This is a genomic window from Nakamurella alba, from assembly GCF_009707545.1.
Lineage (GTDB): Bacteria > Actinomycetota > Actinomycetes > Mycobacteriales > Nakamurellaceae > Nakamurella > Nakamurella alba.
On the sequence record NZ_WLYK01000007.1, the window covers coordinates 59953 to 77169 of the forward strand.

Consider the following 17217-nt stretch of genomic DNA (forward strand, 5'->3'; position numbering starts at 1 on the left):
GGTGTCTCGTGGAGTTGTTGTGCTCTTCGGTGCGTCGCCGGCGCCGGTTCAGCCCTGCGGGCAGTGCACGATGATGTCGGCGGCGACCGTGCAGCCGGGCACCTCGAGCGATCCCGGCGGGACCTCGAAGAAGCCGGCGGCCGGCAGGCCGTCGGTGAACGGCTCCGGCCAGACCTCGAAAAGCGTGGCCAGGTCACCGAAGTCGGTGAGGTACAGGTCGGCCTTGACGGTGTTCTCGATCGAGGTGCCCGCTGCGGCGCAGATCTTCGCGACGTCCTCGTGGATGGCCCGCACCTGGTCCACCAGCGCGCGCCGGGTGAACGGCAGTCCGTCCTGCGCGGCCACCGCCGCCGGCAGCGGACCGTCGGCCGACCGGCCGAGCTGGGTGGACAGGAACAGGAACTCGCCGGACCGGATGGCCTGCACCTGGTGGCCGATGGCCGGCAACGCGTCCGGCGCGGTGATGACCTCGCGGTCGCCACCGGCGTCGCGGCGGGCGACGATCACGAAGATCTCGACGTTGCCGCCCTTGACCCCGCCGATGCCGCTGACCGGGACGATGGCCCGGGCCGGCGGGCTGTCCGGCCAGTTCTGCTGCCAGACCTCCTCCACGGCGGGAAGGTTCCGCATGCCCTCCGGGGTCAGGTACAGCACCACCTTGACCACGTCGGCCCAGTCGGCGCCGGCCGACTCCATGGTGATACGGATCTGCCGGAGCGTCTCCGCGGTCTCCGCCGCGACCTGGTTGCCGTACCAGATGTGCTGCGGCACGCGAGCATTCGGGTGCAGGCCGGACTCGAAGTCGGTGGGGATGAAGCCGGCACTGAACAGCAGTGGGCCGGCCTCCATGCCGACCGAGTAGCCGCCCAGCGGGTTGTGCACGTCGTGCGCGTAGGCCCGCTTGCTGATCCCGGAGTCGTCCAGCAGCGAGACCAGCTGGATCTCGATCAGCGAGTCCTTGGCCACCAGCCGGTCCACCGGCAGCAGGCAGCTGGCCGGGCGGTCGTCGATCAGGAACTCGTTGCGGCCCTGGATGTACGCGTGCGCGACGTCCCGCCAGGCCTCCCAGTGCTCGACGTATGCGTTCTGCGCGGAGTCGTCGCGGACGGCGTCACCGCGGAAGGTCGGCTGCCACTGGTTGATCGAGACACCGGCCTCCAGCGAGGATCCCACCGCACCGAGGGCGGCGGACAGCCGGCGGTAGGTCTCCCGGACCTGCAGCTTGACCGGGTGCCCGGTGGTGCGCGGCAGGCCCGGGGACACCGAGGCGGCCGGTGCGACGCCGGTGGCGAAATCGACCGCGCTCATCGAGGCGGTGAAGGCGTACGGCCCGGCGGTGACCACCGAGCTGCTCGGGTACCACTCGGGGAAGTCCGCCCCGGGGACGTTGTGCGCGACGCGCTTGCTGGACACCTGTGCTGGCTCCTGGGATCTCATGTGCGGATGTGGTGCTGGTACGGCATATGGCGGGGTGGTACAGGGTGGTGCGGGCACGGCGGCATCACCCCGGGAGCGGCGGGCACTCCCGAGGTCGGCTGCGCCAGGCGTTACAGCGCCTGGCCGCCGTCGACGAACAAGGTCTGGCCGATCATCATCTGGTTGCGCGGGCTGAGCAGGAAGGCGACCGGCAGCACCAGCTCCTCGGTCTGCATGATCCGGCCGCTGGGGATCCCGGCCACGACACCGGCGGAGAAGTCCGGGTTCTCGAACAGCGCCCGGTTGACGTCGGTGAGGGTGGCGGTCGGGGCGATCGCGTTGACCCGGATGCCCTTGGCCACCCACTCCTGGGTCAGCGTCTGCGCCAGCATGCTCACCGCGGCCTTCGAGGCGTTGTACGGGGCCCAGTCGTTGAAGCCGCGCTTGGCGAAGCTGGAGCTGGTCAGCACCATGGTGCCGCCGCCGGTCATCCGGCGGGCGGCCGTGCGCGCGGTGAGGAAGACACCGCTGATGTTGACGTCCAGCACCGACCGGAAGTCCTCGGCCGGCATGTCCAGCGCCGGCTGGACCGCGGCGATACCGGCATTGGCGACGACACAGTCGATGCCACCGAAGGTCTCGACCGTCCGGTCCATGGCGGCGGCCAGCTGGTCCTCGTCGGTCACATCGGCACCGACGGCCAGGAACGTGCTGCCCTGTTCCTTGGCGGCCAGGCCGACGGCCTCCAGCTTGTCGGTGCGGCGGGCGACGCCGACCACGTTCATGCCCATCCGGCCCAGACCGAGGGCGACGGCCGCGCCGATGCCGCTGTTGGCGCCGGTGATGACCACGGTACGGCCGGCCAGGTCCAGGGCGCTGCCCAGGGCCGGGGACAGCTCGGCGGGAACGGTGGAGGTCACGACCACTCCTGCCGGGCCAGCGGGGCGCCGAGGACGCGGCGGACCAGACGGGACCGGTCCTTGGCGAGCCGGGCGTGCGCCTTCTCGTCGGGCTCGAACCCGTCAATCTCGGCGACCTTCACGACATCCTTGGCCTCGAGCAGCTCCTCGAGCACGACCACCCGGTCGCGCAGGATCCACAGCTCCTCGGTGAGGGACTCGACCATGCGGGCGACGTCCTCCACCGTGGCCTGGTGCAGGTAACTCGGCGCGGTGCGCACCATACCGGGACTTCCTTCTCTGTCTGTGTTGTCGCTATTTCTGGCAGAACTGCGAAGCGTCGGGTCAGGCGGGCTTGACGCCGCGGGTCACCCACGGGTAGTTGCCCGGGCCGACGCCGTACTCCTCGACCTCGACGAAGCCGGCGTCGCGGAAGATCTGGCCGCGGTCGATGAGGAGCGCGCCGCGCCAGAACGGCTCGCAGCGGTGGTCGGTCTCCCAGTCAAGGACGACGGATCGGAACAGCGACTCCTGCTGGGTGTACGGGGCGACGTCGCCGATGATCAGCTCGCCGCCCGGTTCCAGCACCCGGAAGGCCTCGCCGATGATCTGCTTGGCGACCGGGACCGGGACCTCGTGCAGCAGGATGAAGGCGGCGACCATGTCGAAGGTGCCCTCGTCGTAGGGCAGCTCCTCGGCCGCGGCCTGGCGCAGGTCCCACTTCCAGCCGTTGCGCGCCGCGATCAGCTTGGCGTGCCGCAGCTCGCTCTCGCCCAGGTCGACGCCGTGGATCTGCGCGTCCGGCCAGGCGCGCTGCAGCGCGGAGGCCATGCGCCCGGTGCCGACGCCGAGCTCCAGGATGTTGCGATAGGAGTCCTTGCGGCCCTCCTTGGCGGTGACGTAGCGCTGGTCGGCGAAGCTCTCGCCCGGCTTGACCGCGCCGACACCGCCGGTGGCGAAGAGCAGGTCGTAGATGTAGTCGTGGATCATGAAGCCCATCCGCGGGTGGCCCTCCCAGCCGCCGGGCGCGAGGTGGAACTCCGTGTCGGTCCAGTACTTCGGTGCCGCGACGGACTCGTCCAGCACGAGAGTGCCGCCGGCGTCGGCCTGGTCGGCGTACTCGGCCTCGATCGCCGTGACCCCGTCCTCGTAGGCCTCCAGCGCGGCGACGTACTGGTGCTCACCGGAGACCCGCGTGTAGAAGCGGTCCCAGGCGAAGGCAGCGGAGGGCTCCAGCAGCTCGTAGCCCTTCTTCAGCTTCGCCTGCGTGTTCTCCGGCAGCTCGACGCTCTCCAGGGCGGTGGCCAGGTCGGCCGCGGCCGCCTTCTGCAGCTCACGCCCGGACCAGCCGGCCATCTCTGCCAGGAAGGCGAAGTGAGCGCGTCCGCGCTGGGTGAGACCTGTCTTCATGGATCGACCCTTCTCCACGACCGTGGCCCGGTGTGCCCGGGTTGGTGCTCGGTGCTTGCTGGTGGTGCTGGTCCCGCCGCCCGGCCTCGGTGCCGGTCGACAGACTTTCCGATTCGTCCGGATTCGTTCCCGCCTGTGGAACGCTGTTCCAAATTTGAGACTGGACCTTCGCGACCGTCAGGTCAACGGCTGCGGGCGAGCGGTAACCCAGACGTAACGTCCGGGGTGACGCCGGTCGCGCCGCCTGCCGGATCGGCGACGACAGCGGCGGCCTGCGCAGCGGTCTCGGCGGCAACGAAGCTCAGCCCGAGCGCGGTCAGCAGGCCGTTGCCGGCCAGATATCCGGCCGGACCGTGGCCGGAGATGCCGACGGCGGCGCCGCCGGCCGCGTACAGACCCGGGATCGGGGCCCCGGCCCCGTCCAGCACCCGCGCGCCGTCGTCGACCCGCAGGCCGCCCTGGGTGTGGAACAGCGCCGGCTGCACCCGGACGCCGTACCAGGGTCCCTGCAGGGGTGCCGCCGGCCAGCCGGTGCGGCCGTGCGGATCGGCCGCACCGCCGGTGACCACGGTGGCCACCTGCTCGAGGGTCGCGGTGAGTGACCCGGCCGGGACGCCGAGCTGCTCCGCGAGGCCGGCCAGGGTGTCGGCGCTGCGCAGCCCGTTCATCAGCTGCGTCTGCCGGTAGTCCTCGAACACGCTGCAGGCCAGGTGGATCCGTTCGTCGAAGACCACGGCGGCGAAGGCGTCCGGCTGACCGAGCTCGAGCCGGGCGAACTCCGAGTAGCCCTGGGTCTCGTCGGCGAACCGCTCGCCGTCCCGGTTCACCACCACCCCGCCGAGCATCACGGTGGCCCAGGTGGTCAGCGTGCCGGTGCCGGCGGTCAGCCCGCCGTGCCCCTGGTACCCGTCCAGGTAGCCGGTGGCCGCTCCCAGCCGCTCGCCGATGCGCAGCGCGTCCCCCCGCGAGTGCTCGCTGCCGTGGTAGACGGCGCCGGCGATCTCCGGGATGTGCCGCTGCACCAGCTCCTGGTCGGCACCGTAGCCGTTGGTGGCGAGAAGCACCGCACCGCACCCGATCTGCTCGGTGCTGCCGTCCGGGTACTCCAGCGTCGCGACGGTCACCCCGTCGACCGCCGGGGCGACGTCGACCAGCCGCGCGGGGGCCAGCACGTCGATGCCGGCCTGCTCCACGGCGTCGGCCAGCATGCCGAGCATCGACGCGCCGGAGCGGCCGGGCACGGTGTGGCAGCGGTGCACGCTGTGCCCCGGGTAGTCGAAGTCGGTGACGAGCTCGATGGGCAGACCGATGTCGTCGGCCAGCCACTCGACGAGCCGGGCGCCCACGCCGGCGACCGTCGTGGCCACCACCTCGTCGACGTCGTCGTGCGTCTTGCGCCGCACGTCGGCCAGGAAGGTCTCCGGGGAGTCGGTGAGACCGGCTTCACGTTGGAAGCGGGAGCCCGGGCCGGGGATCATCGCAGTGGACATCGATGTGTTGTTGCTGCGCCGGAATGCCGCGCCCGCCTCGACGACGAGCACCGACAGGCCCAGTCCGTGGGCCCGCAGCGCGCCGGCGAGCCCGCCACCCGCGCCCGCCACCAGCAGATCCGGGCCCTCGTCCGGCTTCATCCGTGTTTCTCCTCGGTGTGTGCGGGGGCGGGTGATCCGCCGTTCACTGAGGACAGCTAACCTCCCATTTGTTACGGCTGTCGAAACAGCGTCCCGCACAGCGTGACAAATCGCGCCGATATGGCCCACCATCGACCCCAGATCGCCCCCAGGAGGTAGGAACGTGTCTGCAGCAGTGAGCCCGGAACCCGCATCGGTCCCGGACACCGTCATCCGCAACGTGCTCGTGGTGCACCACGGCAGCGACGAGCCGGCGGCCGGCGACATCGCCATCTCCGGCGGGGTGATCACGGAGATCGGGCCGGACCTGGCCGCCGGTCCCTCGACCACCGTCGTCGACGGTCGCGGCCGGCTGGCCTTCCCCGGCGTGGTGGACGCCCACCAGCACTGGGGCATCTACAACCCGCTCGAGGAGGACACCGCGACCGAGTCGCGGGCGGCGGCGCAGGGCGGCGTGACCACCGGCCTGACCTACTTCCGGTCCGGGCAGTACTACCTCAACAAGGGCGGCGCGTACGCCGACCTGGTGCCCGAGATGCTGTCCCTGGCGCAGGGTCGCGCCCACGTGGACTACGCCTTCCACCTGGCACCCATGTCCAAGGAGCACATCTCGGAGATCCCGGCGCTGATCTCCGAGCACGGCATCACGTCGTTCAAGATCTTCATGTTCTACGGCAGCCACGGGCTGCACGGCCGGTCGTCCAGCCAGTCCTCGTTCCTGATGATCCCGGAGGACGAGTCGTACGACTACGCCCACTTCGAGTTCGTCATGCGCGGCATCCAGGCGGCCCGCGAGGCGCTGCCGGCCGATGTCGCGGACCAGGTCTCGCTATCGCTGCACTGCGAGACGGCCGAGATCATGCGCGCCTACACGAAGATCGTCGAGGAGGACGGCTCGCTGACCGGCCTGGAGGCCTACAGCGCCTCCCGGCCGCCGCATTCCGAGGGACTGGCCGTCACCATCGCCTCGTACCTGGCGCACGCCACCGGGCTGCCGACGATCAACCTGCTGCACCTGTCCTCGGCGGTGGCCATGGAGGCCGCGATGCTGATGCAGGCGACCTTCCCGCACGTCGACTTCCGCCGCGAGGTGACCATCGGCCACCTGGTCACCAGCTACGACACCGCGCACGGCGTCGGCGGCAAGGTGAACCCGCCGCTCCGCTCGTCGGCCGATGTCGAGGCGCTCTGGACGCACGTGCTGGCGGGTGATGTCGACTGGGTCGTCTCCGACCACGCGTGCTGCAAGGCGGAGTCGAAGTTCGGCGAGGACACCGAGGACGTCTGGCTGGCGAAGTCCGGCTTCGGCGGTACCGAGTACCTGCTGCCGGCCCTGGTCACCGAAGGCTCCAAGCGCGGCCTGTCCTACGGGAAGATGGCGAAGCTGCTCTCGGCGAACCCGGCGGCCCGGTACGGCCTGCCCACCAAGGGCGCGATCGAGGTCGGCAAGGACGCCGACGTGGTGCTGGTCGACCCGTCGACCTCCTGGACCGTGCACGCCGCCGACTCCGAGAGCACCCAGGGCTACACGCCTTTCGAGGGCATCCCGATGACCGCCCGGGTCGACGACGTCTTCCTCCGCGGCACCCGGATCGTCACCGACGGCGTGGTCGTCGGCGAGCCCGTCGGCCAGTACCTGCACCGCCCCACCGGCCGCTGACCCTCCTCCCCCCCACCCGTCCCGCGAGGATCAAGATCCTCGACGCGTGTGAAGTTGCGCGAAATGGGACGGGTGGGGCAGGAGTCGCCACTTTCGTGCGCGCTTGCGAAGAAGATCCTCGCGCCGGGGGCGGGTGGGGGCGGGGTGTCGGGGGGAGCACCTAGAGTGCCGGGGTGATCGAGAACTGCGGGGCCGGGCGCCCGGACCGGGGCGACCGTGCCTGAGGGGCACACGCTGCACCGGCTGGCCCGCGAGCACCGGAAGGTGTTCGGCGGGCAGGTCGTGCACGCCGAGAGTCCGCAGGGCCGTTTCGATCCGGCATCGATCGACGGGCACACGCTGCACCGGGCCGAGGCCGTCGGCAAGCACCTGTTCCACCACTACAGCGGCGGGCAGGTGCTGCACATCCACCTCGGCCTGTTCGGCAAGTTCACCGCCGGCACCGGCGAACCGCCGGACCCCCGCGGCGCCCTGCGCCTGCGGCTGACCACCGAGGACGCCTGGACCGACCTCCGTGGGCCCACCGCCTGCGAGATGGTCGACCCGCTGCAGCTCACCGCGCTGCTCGCCCGGCTGGGACCGGACCCGCTGCGCGCCGATGCCGAGCCGGATCGTGCGTTCCACCGGATCTCGCGCAGCAGCACGGCGATCGGCGCGCTGCTGATGGACCAGAAGGTGGTCGCCGGGATCGGCAACGTCTACCGGGCCGAGATCCTCTTCCGGCACGGGGTGAACCCGTTCCGCGCCGGGAAGCTGCTGGATCGCGGGACCTGGGACGCGATGTGGGAGGACCTGGTCGTCCTGATGAAGGCCGGGGTGCGGTCCGGCCGGATCGTCACCGTCCGCCCGGAGGACCGGCCGCGCAAGCGCGGCGCGCTGAGCCGGGCCGAGGCGGTCTACGTGTACCGGCGCACCGGGTTGCCCTGCCGACTGTGCGGCACGCCGGTCGCCACCGAGGTGATGGTCGGCCGGAACCTCTTCTGGTGCCCCCGCTGCCAGGCCGTCTGACGGTCCCGGAAACGCCGGAAGCCCCGGTCGCGGTCCGTGTGGACCGGCGACCGGGGCTCCCGATCAGATCAGATGTCTCAGACGACGCTGACCGCGGTGGCCTGCGGGCCCTTGTTGCCCTGGCCGACGGTGTAGGTGACCTTCTGGTTCTCCTCCAGGGTGCGGTAACCCGTGGTCTGGATCTCCGAGTAGTGCACGAAGACGTCGGCGCTGCCGTCATCGGGGGTGATGAAGCCGTAGCCCTTCTCCGCGTTGAACCACTTCACAGTTCCCTGTGCCATTGCTGAATCTCCTTGAGAGATCGATGTCATCCGGGCACCTTGCCCGGAATCGGTAGTTGGCCATCGATGTCGAGGTCTTCGAGATTCATCGGCGCTGCACCCTGGCCCCGGGGGGTCACGGCGTGTGACACGGAAAAACAAAGAAGAACACGGATCCTGCTGTTCCAACTGTGAACAGTGTCGCACAACCCGCGACGGATGGCGAGGCCGGGCGATGGCGCACTGCGACCGGTCGGGTGCGCACCGGCGCCGCGTCGACCTCTGCCTCACCCCACGGTACGCCGCTCCGACGCCCGTACCTGCCGAAACGGCGTGACGGGCGGCACAGCGCACCGGGAGCGAGGCCCAGCGGCGCAGGAGCCGGACCTCACCAGATCCGCACGCGCTCCGCCGGATCCAGCCACAGTTCGTCGTCCGGCTGTACGTCGAACGCCGCGTAGAACTCGTCGAGGTTGCGCACCACCTGGTTGCAGCGGAACTCCGGCGGCGAGTGCGGGTCGAGCGCGAGCCGCCGCTGGACCTCCTCCGGACGGGTCTTCGTCCGCCAGGCCCGGGCCCAGTTGGCGAAGAAGGCCTGCGCCTGGGTCGCGTCCACCGGATCGCCGTCCGGGATGCCGGCGGCCATCCGCCAGGCCTGGAAGGCGATGCCCAGTCCGCCCAGGTCGCCGATGTTCTCGCCGATGGTCAGGGATCCGTTCACGTGCCGGCCGTCCGCCCCGGCCGGCGACAGCGCGTCGTACTGCGCGATCAACCGCCCGGTCAGGGCCTCGAAGGCGGCCCGGTCGTCGCCGGTCCACCAGTCCTTGAGCGCACCGGTGCCGTCGTACTTGGAGCCCTGGTCGTCGAAGCCGTGCCCGATCTCGTGGCCGATGACCGCGCCGATCCCGCCGAAGTTCACCGCGTCCGACGCGGACGGGTCGAAGAACGGGGCCTGCAGGATCGCCGCCGGGAAGACGATCTCGTTCATCCCGGGGTTGTAGTAGGCGTTGACCGTCTGCGGGGTCATGAACCACTCGTCGCGGTCCACCTCGGTGCCGAGCTTGTCCTGCTCGCGCGCCCACTCGCCCGCGGTCGACCGGCGGACGTTGCCCAGCAGGTCGTCGGCCGCGATCACCAGTCCGGCGTAGTCACGGAAGGTGGTGGGATAGCCGATCTTCGGGTTGAACGTGGCCAGCTTGTCCAGCGCCCGTTCCTTGGTGGCCTCGGTCATCCACGGCAGCGCGACGATGTTGTGCCGGTAGGCCGCCAACAGGTGACCTACCAGCTCGTCCATCCGCTCCTTGGCGGTCGGCGAGAAGTGCTGCTGCACATAGAGTTCGCCGAGCGCCTCGCCGACCGCGCCCTCGACCAGCGCGACCCCGCGTTTCCACCGCTCGCGCAGCTGCGGGGTGCCGGACAGGGTGCGCCCGTAGAAGTCGAAGTTCTCCTCGACCAGCGCGGCCGGCCCGTACGGCGCCAGGCTGCGGACCACCTTGAAGGTGAGCCAGTTCTTCCACTGCCCCAGCCGTTCGTCGACCAGCAGCGTGCGCAGCACCTCGAAGAAGCCGGGCTGCATCACCTCGACCCGGGACAGCGCCTTCTCGCCCGCGGCGATGCCCTCCCGCCAGGCCGTCCAGTACTCCGCCGGCAGCAGGTCGGTGAGCTGCTCGTAGGTCATCGGGTTGTGCGTCTGGCTGCGGTCACGGGAGCGCACCCGGTCCCAGTGCCCGGCCGCGAGATCCGTTTCCAGCGCCATGATGTCGGCGGCAACGTCGGCGGCGTCCGGGATACCGGCCAGGGTCAGCGCCCGCTCGATGTGGCCGACGTAGGCGGTCCGGATGGCGGCGTACTCGTCGGCCTTGTAGAAGGACTCGTCGGGCAGCCCGAGGCCGCCCTGGTAGAGGTGCGGGAGGTAGTGCTCCGGGTCGTCGGCGTCGTTGTCCACGGCATAGCCGAAGACGCCGGACACGCCGCCGGTCTGCAGCTCGCCGAGCAGCCGCAGGAAGCCGACCACGTCGGTGAGCGACCGCACCTTCGCCAGGTCGTCGGCGATCGGCGCGAAGCCGCGCTCCTCGACCGCGGCCACGTCCATGAAGCTGGTCCACAGGTCGCCGATCAGCTGCGACGGGCCGCCGGGCGCGCCGGGGGCCGCCGCGCACTGCTCGATGATCGTCCGGCAGGCGTCCTCGGCCGCGTCCCGCAGCTCGTGGATCGCTCCGTGGATCGACTGGTCGTCGGGGATCTCGGTGGATGCCGTCCAGTCCGCGTTGACCGCGGCGAACAGGTCGTCCTGCGGGCGCACGGTGGTGCCCTGGGTCATGCCGGTGCTCCTCTCGCTCGGCCCGGAACGTCCACGGGCCGTCCTGTCCGTCACGCTACCGCCGGTCCCGGCGGGGTGAAGCTGACACCGGTGGGGCGAGGGGTGACAACCGGGCGGGCGAGGGGTGACAACAGTCGGCTCCATGATCAGGATGTCCTCATGGACGCCCCGGACCGGCCGCTGCTCGGCCGCGCGTCGGAGCTGCGCCGGATCGACGAGGTGCTGCGGACGCTGCTGGACGGGACGGCCCCGACGGTGGTGCTGGTGTCCGGCGAGCCCGGCATCGGCAAGACGCGGCTGTTGGAGGTGATCCGGGACCAGGCCCGGGACCGCGGCATCGCGGTGGTCGGCGCCCGCTCGTCGCAGTACGAGCAGGAGCTGCCGTACGCCTGCTGGATCGACGCGCTCGGGCCGTCGGCCCACGCCCTCGGCAGCCGGGCGACGGCGCTGCGGGCCGATCTCGATCTCTTCCTGACCGACCCGGTGGCCGGTACCGCGGAGGGTGGCGGCGGGCCTGCGGGCGCCGAGGACCGGCTGCGCATCCAGGAGGCGGTGCGATCCCTGCTCTCCGTCCGCGGCCGGCGCCGGCCGTGCGTCGTACTGCTCGACGACGTCCAGTGGGCGGACCCGGCCTCGGCGGATCTGCTGGCCGCCCTGCTCCGCCGGCCGCCGGGCGGCCGGGTGCTGTTCGTGGTGGCCGCACGCCGCACCCCGCTGCCGGAGAACCTGGCCCAGGAGATCGCCGCGGCCGTGGGTGGATCACGCGGCCGGCGGTGGGATCTCGCGCCGCTGAACGTCCAGGAGTCGGCAGCGCTGGCCGGGGAGGGCGACGAACGGGCGGCCCGCCGGCTGCACCGGCTCAGCGGCGGGGTGCCGTTGCTGGTGGAGGCCCTGACCCGCGGGCCGGCGGGGCCGGCGGGGCCGCCCGGACCGGAGACCGTCGACGACCCCGTCGGCACCCCGGCGGCGGTCGCCGCACTCGTCGACGGCGAGTTGCACCGGCTGCCGGAGGACGCCGTCGCACTGCTGCGCGGCGCCGCGGTCGCCGGTGACCCGTTCGACATCGGCCCGGCCGCCGTCGCCGCCGGTCTGGATCCCGGGTCGGACCGCACCCGGGTGGCGATCGACGTGCTGGTCGAGGCCGACCTGATCCGGCCCGCCGATGCCGCACTGACGTTGCGCCGCTTCTCGTCCCGGCACCCGCTGATCCGGGCAGCCGTCTACGACGGGACCGGCCCGGGGTGGCGGCTGGCGGCGCACCGGCGGATCGCCGACCACGCCCTCGCCGCCGGCCTGGGCGACGCGGTGGCCGCACATCACCTGGCGCTGTGCGCGGCACCCGGCGACCTGCAGGCGGTGCAGGTGCTGCGGCGTGCCGCCGCCGCTGCCCTGTCCACCGCCCCGCGGACCGCCGTCGCACGACTGTCCTCCGCCGCCGGCCTGCTCGGCGACGGGCACCCGGAGAAGGTGCCGGTCCTGGTCGAGCTGGCCACTGCGGAGGCCGCGGCCGGGCGGCTGGAGGCGGCCCGGGATCGGCTGATCACCGCCGCCGACCTGCACCGGGTCCGGCACGCCCCGGCCGCCACGACAGGCCCGACAGCCCCGACAGCCCCGACAGACACTGGCCCGGTCGACCCGGTCGGTGTCGGGATCGACCTGCGCTGTGCGGAGCTCGAGTACCTGCTCGGGCGCGGGGCCGAGGCGGAGGCGCGGCTGCAGGACACCCTGCGCCGGCTGCCGGACCCGTCGTCACCCGCGGCGCTGCAGGTGATGCTCGGCCTGGCCACGGGCGACTTCTTCCGGCACAACCCGGCCCGCACGCGGTGGGCGCCACGGGTGGTGGCCACCGCCCGGGAGCTGGACGATCGCGGCGCACTGGCGGCCGGGCTGGCCCTCGTCGCCTTCGACCTGGCGTTCACCGGGCGGCCGCAGGAGGAATCGGGGGCGGCCTTCGACGACGCGCTGGCGCTGGTCGCCGTGCTGCCGGATGCCGGGTTGGGCGGGCAGCACGACACCCTGGTCTTCCTGGTCTTCGCCGCGATGTACCTGGAGCGTTGGCAGGACCTGGTGGAACTGGCCGACCGAGGGGTCCGGGTGGCCGGGCTGTCCGGCCGCCGGCCGGCGATCCCGGTGCTGGAGCTGGGACGGGGTTTCGCCGAGACCATGCTCGGCAGGCTCGACGACGCACTGGAACGACTCCGCCGCGCCGTGGAGACGACCCGGTTGTCCGGCGACGGCTTCCGGTTGTCCTGGACCCTGATGAACCTCGCCTTCGCCGACCTCGTCGCCGGCGACCTGGTCGCGGCCCGCCGGCACGCCGAGGAGAGCCGGGCGCTGATGACCGCCCTGCAGGACAACGTACTGAGCGGGTACCCGGCCTTCGTGCTCGCCGGGGTGTTGCAGGACGAGGGCCACCCGGCGGCCGCCGCCGACCTGCTGCTGGCCGAGTGCGGCGGCCCGGAGGTGATGGCCATCGGCGGGTTCTGGCGGTGCGCCGCGCTCTGCGAGCTGACCGCCGCCGAGATCGGCCGCGGGGACCTGGATGCCGCGGCGGCGGCCGCCGCTGCGGCCTCGTCCGTGGCCGCGCAGGTCGGCCCGGGCCTGGGCCCGGTGTGGGCGCACCGGGCGGGCGCCCTGCTCCACCTCGCGCGGGGCGACGCCGACCGGGCGCTCGCCGAGGCCCGTGCCTCCGAGGAGTCGGCCGCGGCCGCCGGTACGCCGGTGGAGGCGGCACGCAGCCGCACGGTGCTCGGCCGGGTGCTCGCGGCCGCCGGACGACGGGCAGAGGCCGACCGTGCGTTCGCCTCGGCCGCCGACGTGCTGGAACGCTGCGGAGCACAGGTGTCCGCCGGCCAGGCCCGGGCCGCGCTGTCCCGGCCGACCGTGGTCCGCCCCGGCCGGTCCGAGGACGGCGGGTCCCCCACCGGCTCCCACGGCGGCAGCCTGTTGCAGGCGTTGACCGACCGGGAGCGGCAGATCGCCGAGCTGGTCGCGGACCGGATGACCAGCAGGGAGATCGGCAGCACCCTCTTCCTGTCGCAGCGGACGGTGGACAACCATCTCCGGCGGATCTTCGGCAAGCTCGGCATCAACTCGAGATCCGAGTTGGGTCGGGAGGTCTCGCTCGCCCGGCGGGAGCAGGCGGGTCGGCACGCTCAGCGTCCGGTGCTGTAGCCACCGGGCGCGCCGATCACCCCGGCCAGCTGCGTCCGGGACCTGATGCCGAGTTTGTCGTAGGCCCGGGCCAGATGGTTGTCGACCGTGCGCGGGGACAGCATCAACCGCTCCGCGATCGCCCGGGAACCGGCGCCACCGGCGGCCAGGTCGGCGATCTCCCGCTCCCGGGAGGTCAACGGCTCGACCAGCAGCAGCGGCGCGGGCACCGTCGCGTTGCCGAGTTCGCACACCGCCATCCACTCGGCGGCCCGTCCGGCCCACCCGGTGGCGGAGCGCTGGTCACCGGCGGCGGCCCATGCCTCCGCCGTGCAGGCGGCCGCCCGGACCGCGTAGTCCTCGACCCCGCAGTCGTGCAACTGCATCGAGAACTCCTGCAGCACTGCGGGATCCCGGCGGTGCATGCCACGTGCGGCACCGGCCAGCACGGCCGCCAGCCCGCCGAGCCGGTCGCCCAGCTCCGACATCCGGCCGACCACCTCCCCCGGGTCACCGAAGTACACGATCGCATCGGCCATGTAGGACTCTTCGAAAACGGCACCGTTCCTCCTCGCTCCGATCACCGCCAGGCGTTGGTGGGTCACCGCACCGGACATGTCCCGCCGGGACGCGGACTGCTCGGCGCGGGCGAAATCGACGCGGTGACCCCAGATCCCGGGTAGCTCCACCAACTCCGAGATGCGCTGCAGCAGGGCATCCACGGTGGCGTCCTCACGGATGGTCGCGGCGAGCAGCACGGCGAACTCGCAGGCCCAGCGCTCCCGGACCCGGTGCCCGGCCACCCGGAACAGCGACACCGCCTCGAGCTGCCGCGCGAGACCGGGGACCAGCAGGCCACGGAAGGCCAGTGCCTCCCCCCACATCAGCGCCGCCGTCCCGCGGGCCACCCGGTTGCCGGTCGTCCGGGCCCGCTCGTGCACCTCGGCCGCGACGGTCTCCGCCTCACGGCAGCGACCGGCCTGGATCAGCGGGAGCACCTGTGCCGCAGCGATGTCCAGGCCCGCGGCCGCCTCGCCGAGCAGGGCACCGGACCAGTGGTCGTCCTCGACCCCGTCGGAGCGGCCCGCCCGTTCGTACCCGTCGATGAGCTGCAGCGCGGCGTCGAAAGCACCGAGATGGGTGTGCGACCGGACGGCGGCGAGGGACGCCGCCGCACGGACCGCCGGCCGCTCGGCATCGACCAGTGGCAGCGACAGGTCCAGGGCCCGTTCCGCCCGACCCTGCAGCGCCAGCGCGAGAGCGCTTGCAGCCCTGCCCATCCCGCCCTCGGCGCCGGCCCTGGCCGACCAGTCCCGGACCAGCTGACCGGCCGCGGGGACGTCGCCGACGCACCAGAGCAGTTCCCGGAACCGCAGCAGCTCGGCCGCCATCCGGTCCTCCGCCCCGCCGCGGCGGGCGGCTGCCAGCACCGCGATCCGGGCGGACCGCCGGTCGGCGTCGACCGGATGCCGGTCGAGCGCGGTGGACAGCCACCGGACGCCGGCCCCGATGACCTGGTGGTCGACCCAGGCGAGCCGCGAGAGCTGTTCCACGGCATCGGCATCGCCGGCCCGCGCCGCCTCGGCGACAGCGGCGGCGAGCACCTCCGGCGGGCAGCCGAGGCCAGACTCCGACGCCCAGCCGGCCCGGCGCAGCGGGCCGGGCCGGCCGGCCTCCGGGACGCGCTCCGCAGCGGAGAGCAAGCGGCGGTACGCGGCGCGGGCGGCCAGCGGCGAGGTACCGGCCCGCAGCACCTCGCCGTACAGCGGGTGGGCGACCCCGAGATCCGTGCTGCGGACGTCCTTCCCGGGCAGCCGGTGATCGGCCACCGCGATCAGCCCGTCCCGCTCCAGGACCGTCAGCACCTCTTCGCCGACGAGTTCCTCGGCCATCGCGGGCGAGAGCGGCTCGCCGAGCGCGATCAGCCGGAGGGCGTTCTCCTCGACGCCGGAGAGCCCCTGCAACCGCCGGGCGACGAACTCCCGCAGGCCGACCCCGGGCGCCGCCCCGGAACGGTGCGCACCGGCCCGGATGACCGCCAGCGCATGCAGCGGGTTGCCGCCGGCCAGTCGGTGCAGCCGCGCCGACTCGTCCGGGCTCAATGCGTCCCCGGTGACCGTCGCGCCCAGCTCGGCCGCCTGCCCGGCGGACAGCGGCGCCACCTCGCGGACGACCAGCGAGCCCTCGTCGCACCACCGGGCGACCGTCTCCGGCAGGGTGGCGCCGGACCGGCTGGTGGCGATCGGGAGGAGCGCGCGTTCCGCGATGAGCTGGTCCAGCAACAGCAGCGAGGTGGCATCCAGCATGTCGACGTCATCGAGGCCGATCAGCAGCCGCCCGGCGCCCCGCCACCTCCCGATCGCGCCGCGGACCGCCAGCAGGAGCGCGAGCGGCCCGCCGTCGGCACCGGGTGCGACCCCGTCACCGCCGAGCAGCGGCGCGAACGCCGCCAGCGGGACGTCGGCGATCGCCGACCGGCAGCGGAGCAGCACCGTCGGCCACCCCAGCGACTCCGCGGTCGCCAGCAGGTCCTCGGCCAGGTGGGTCTTGCCGATCCCGGCCGGGCCGCGCAGCAGCAACCCGGGCCCGCCGGTGGTCAGCAGCCCGACGAAGTCCTCGCGTTCCGCCGCCCGCCCGACCGACGGCCGCTCCGGCCCCGATCCCGGCCCGGCCCGGGATGCCGACGTGGTCGGCCCGCCCGCCGGGCCGGACGGGACCGGGCGGAGCGCCGGTCGGGCACCGGGCACGGGTCGGGCACCAGGTGCGGGCAGCCGGCGGACCACCTCGGGCGGCTCGGCCAGGACGTAGCCGCGGCGCCCGCGGGCCACCGCACCGGCGGGCAGGGCGGCACGCAGCCGTCCCATCGCCGTGTGCACGGCGGCCGCCGGTTCGGCGGGCCGGTCCGTGTCCCGCCACAGCACCATGGCGATCTCGCCGGTACTCAGTTCCGCTCCCGGGCGGTCGAGCAGCACCGCCAGCAGCCGGCCGGCCAACGGCGGCAGGCGGACCGGGCCGGACGGGCCGGCGATCTCGTGGACCGCCGCCGGGACCGGCTGCGGCAGCGGGTGCCGGTGTGGATGGGCCATGCCGTGGATGCTCGCCCGATCTCACCGGACCCGACGGTGGTGCGCACGGATCTGACTGCTCCGGCCCAGGTCAGGACACTGCCCCTCGACGAATTGGGTAGGTCTTGCTCAGTCGCCGCGCAGCACCCGGCACCGATGGTGGGCACACGGCGCGGACGGTCCCGCCGGTCGTCGAGAGGAACTCCCGTGCCCACCACCCCGCTGCTCCCCGCCCGCGGACCGGAGCTGCATGCCACCCTCACTCCGCCGGCCGCAGCCTTCCGCCCCGCCCGGGTGCGGACCGTTCCGGACGGTGCCGCGCGCCCGGTCATCGGCGCGGCCGGCTCCGGCGTCCGGGTGATCCGGGTGCCACAGCCGGGGCCGGTGGGCTCGAT

At 72.9% G+C, this 17217-nt stretch carries 11 protein-coding genes; 3 read left to right on the plus strand and 8 right to left on the minus strand.

Features of this window, described 5'->3' with window-relative positions; genetic code table 11:
* Positions 1-48: 48 nt before the first annotated feature.
* The 5 genes from GIS00_RS28480 to GIS00_RS17725 form a co-directional block, all read right to left on the minus strand.
* Positions 49-1413, minus strand: coding sequence for a Rid family hydrolase (locus GIS00_RS28480; protein ID WP_196073338.1), 1365 nt, complete (start codon positions 1411-1413; stop codon positions 49-51).
* A 134-nt stretch (positions 1414-1547) separates the two neighbouring features.
* Positions 1548-2336, minus strand: coding sequence for an SDR family NAD(P)-dependent oxidoreductase (locus GIS00_RS17710; protein WP_154769797.1), 789 nt, complete (start codon positions 2334-2336; stop codon positions 1548-1550).
* The gene (locus tag GIS00_RS17715) at positions 2333-2599 is read right to left on the minus strand and encodes a hypothetical protein (RefSeq protein ID WP_154769798.1); all 267 of its coding nucleotides are present in this window, start codon (positions 2597-2599) and stop codon (positions 2333-2335) included. The genes GIS00_RS17710 and GIS00_RS17715 overlap by 4 nt, the downstream gene beginning before the upstream one ends.
* A 61-nt stretch (positions 2600-2660) precedes the next feature.
* Positions 2661-3725, minus strand: coding sequence for a class I SAM-dependent methyltransferase (locus tag GIS00_RS17720; protein ID WP_154769799.1), 1065 nt, complete (start codon positions 3723-3725; stop codon positions 2661-2663).
* Between the two features lie 182 nt (positions 3726-3907).
* Complete coding sequence (locus GIS00_RS17725; RefSeq protein WP_154769800.1) at positions 3908-5356, minus strand: FAD-dependent oxidoreductase; 1449 nt, start codon at positions 5354-5356, stop codon at positions 3908-3910.
* A gap of 163 nt (positions 5357-5519) precedes the next feature.
* Here GIS00_RS17725 and GIS00_RS29055 point away from each other — a divergent pair, with 163 nt between their 5' ends.
* Positions 5520-7016, plus strand: a complete 1497-nt coding sequence (locus tag GIS00_RS29055; RefSeq protein WP_322098083.1) for a dihydroorotase — start codon at positions 5520-5522, stop codon at positions 7014-7016.
* A gap of 216 nt (positions 7017-7232) precedes the next feature.
* Positions 7233-8024, plus strand: coding sequence for an Fpg/Nei family DNA glycosylase (locus GIS00_RS17735; protein WP_322098084.1), 792 nt, complete (start codon positions 7233-7235; stop codon positions 8022-8024).
* A 77-nt stretch (positions 8025-8101) separates the two neighbouring features.
* On the opposite strand, the gene GIS00_RS17740 is transcribed toward GIS00_RS17735, so the two are convergent.
* Positions 8102-8305, minus strand: a complete 204-nt coding sequence (locus tag GIS00_RS17740) for a cold-shock protein (protein ID WP_154769801.1) — start codon at positions 8303-8305, stop codon at positions 8102-8104.
* A 367-nt stretch (positions 8306-8672) separates the two neighbouring features.
* Positions 8673-10604, minus strand: coding sequence for a M13 family metallopeptidase (locus tag GIS00_RS17745; protein ID WP_154769802.1), 1932 nt, complete (start codon positions 10602-10604; stop codon positions 8673-8675).
* 159 nt (positions 10605-10763) lie between these two features.
* Here GIS00_RS17745 and GIS00_RS17750 point away from each other — a divergent pair, with 159 nt between their 5' ends.
* Positions 10764-13778: a helix-turn-helix transcriptional regulator gene (locus tag GIS00_RS17750; RefSeq protein ID WP_154769803.1), complete on the plus strand. Its 3015-nt coding sequence runs from the start codon at positions 10764-10766 to the stop codon at positions 13776-13778.
* Here GIS00_RS17750 and GIS00_RS17755 read toward each other — a convergent pair.
* The gene (locus GIS00_RS17755; protein WP_154769804.1) at positions 13760-16843 is read right to left on the minus strand and encodes a helix-turn-helix transcriptional regulator; all 3084 of its coding nucleotides are present in this window, start codon (positions 16841-16843) and stop codon (positions 13760-13762) included. The genes GIS00_RS17750 and GIS00_RS17755 overlap by 19 nt on opposite strands.
* Positions 16844-17217: the final 374 nt, after the last annotated feature.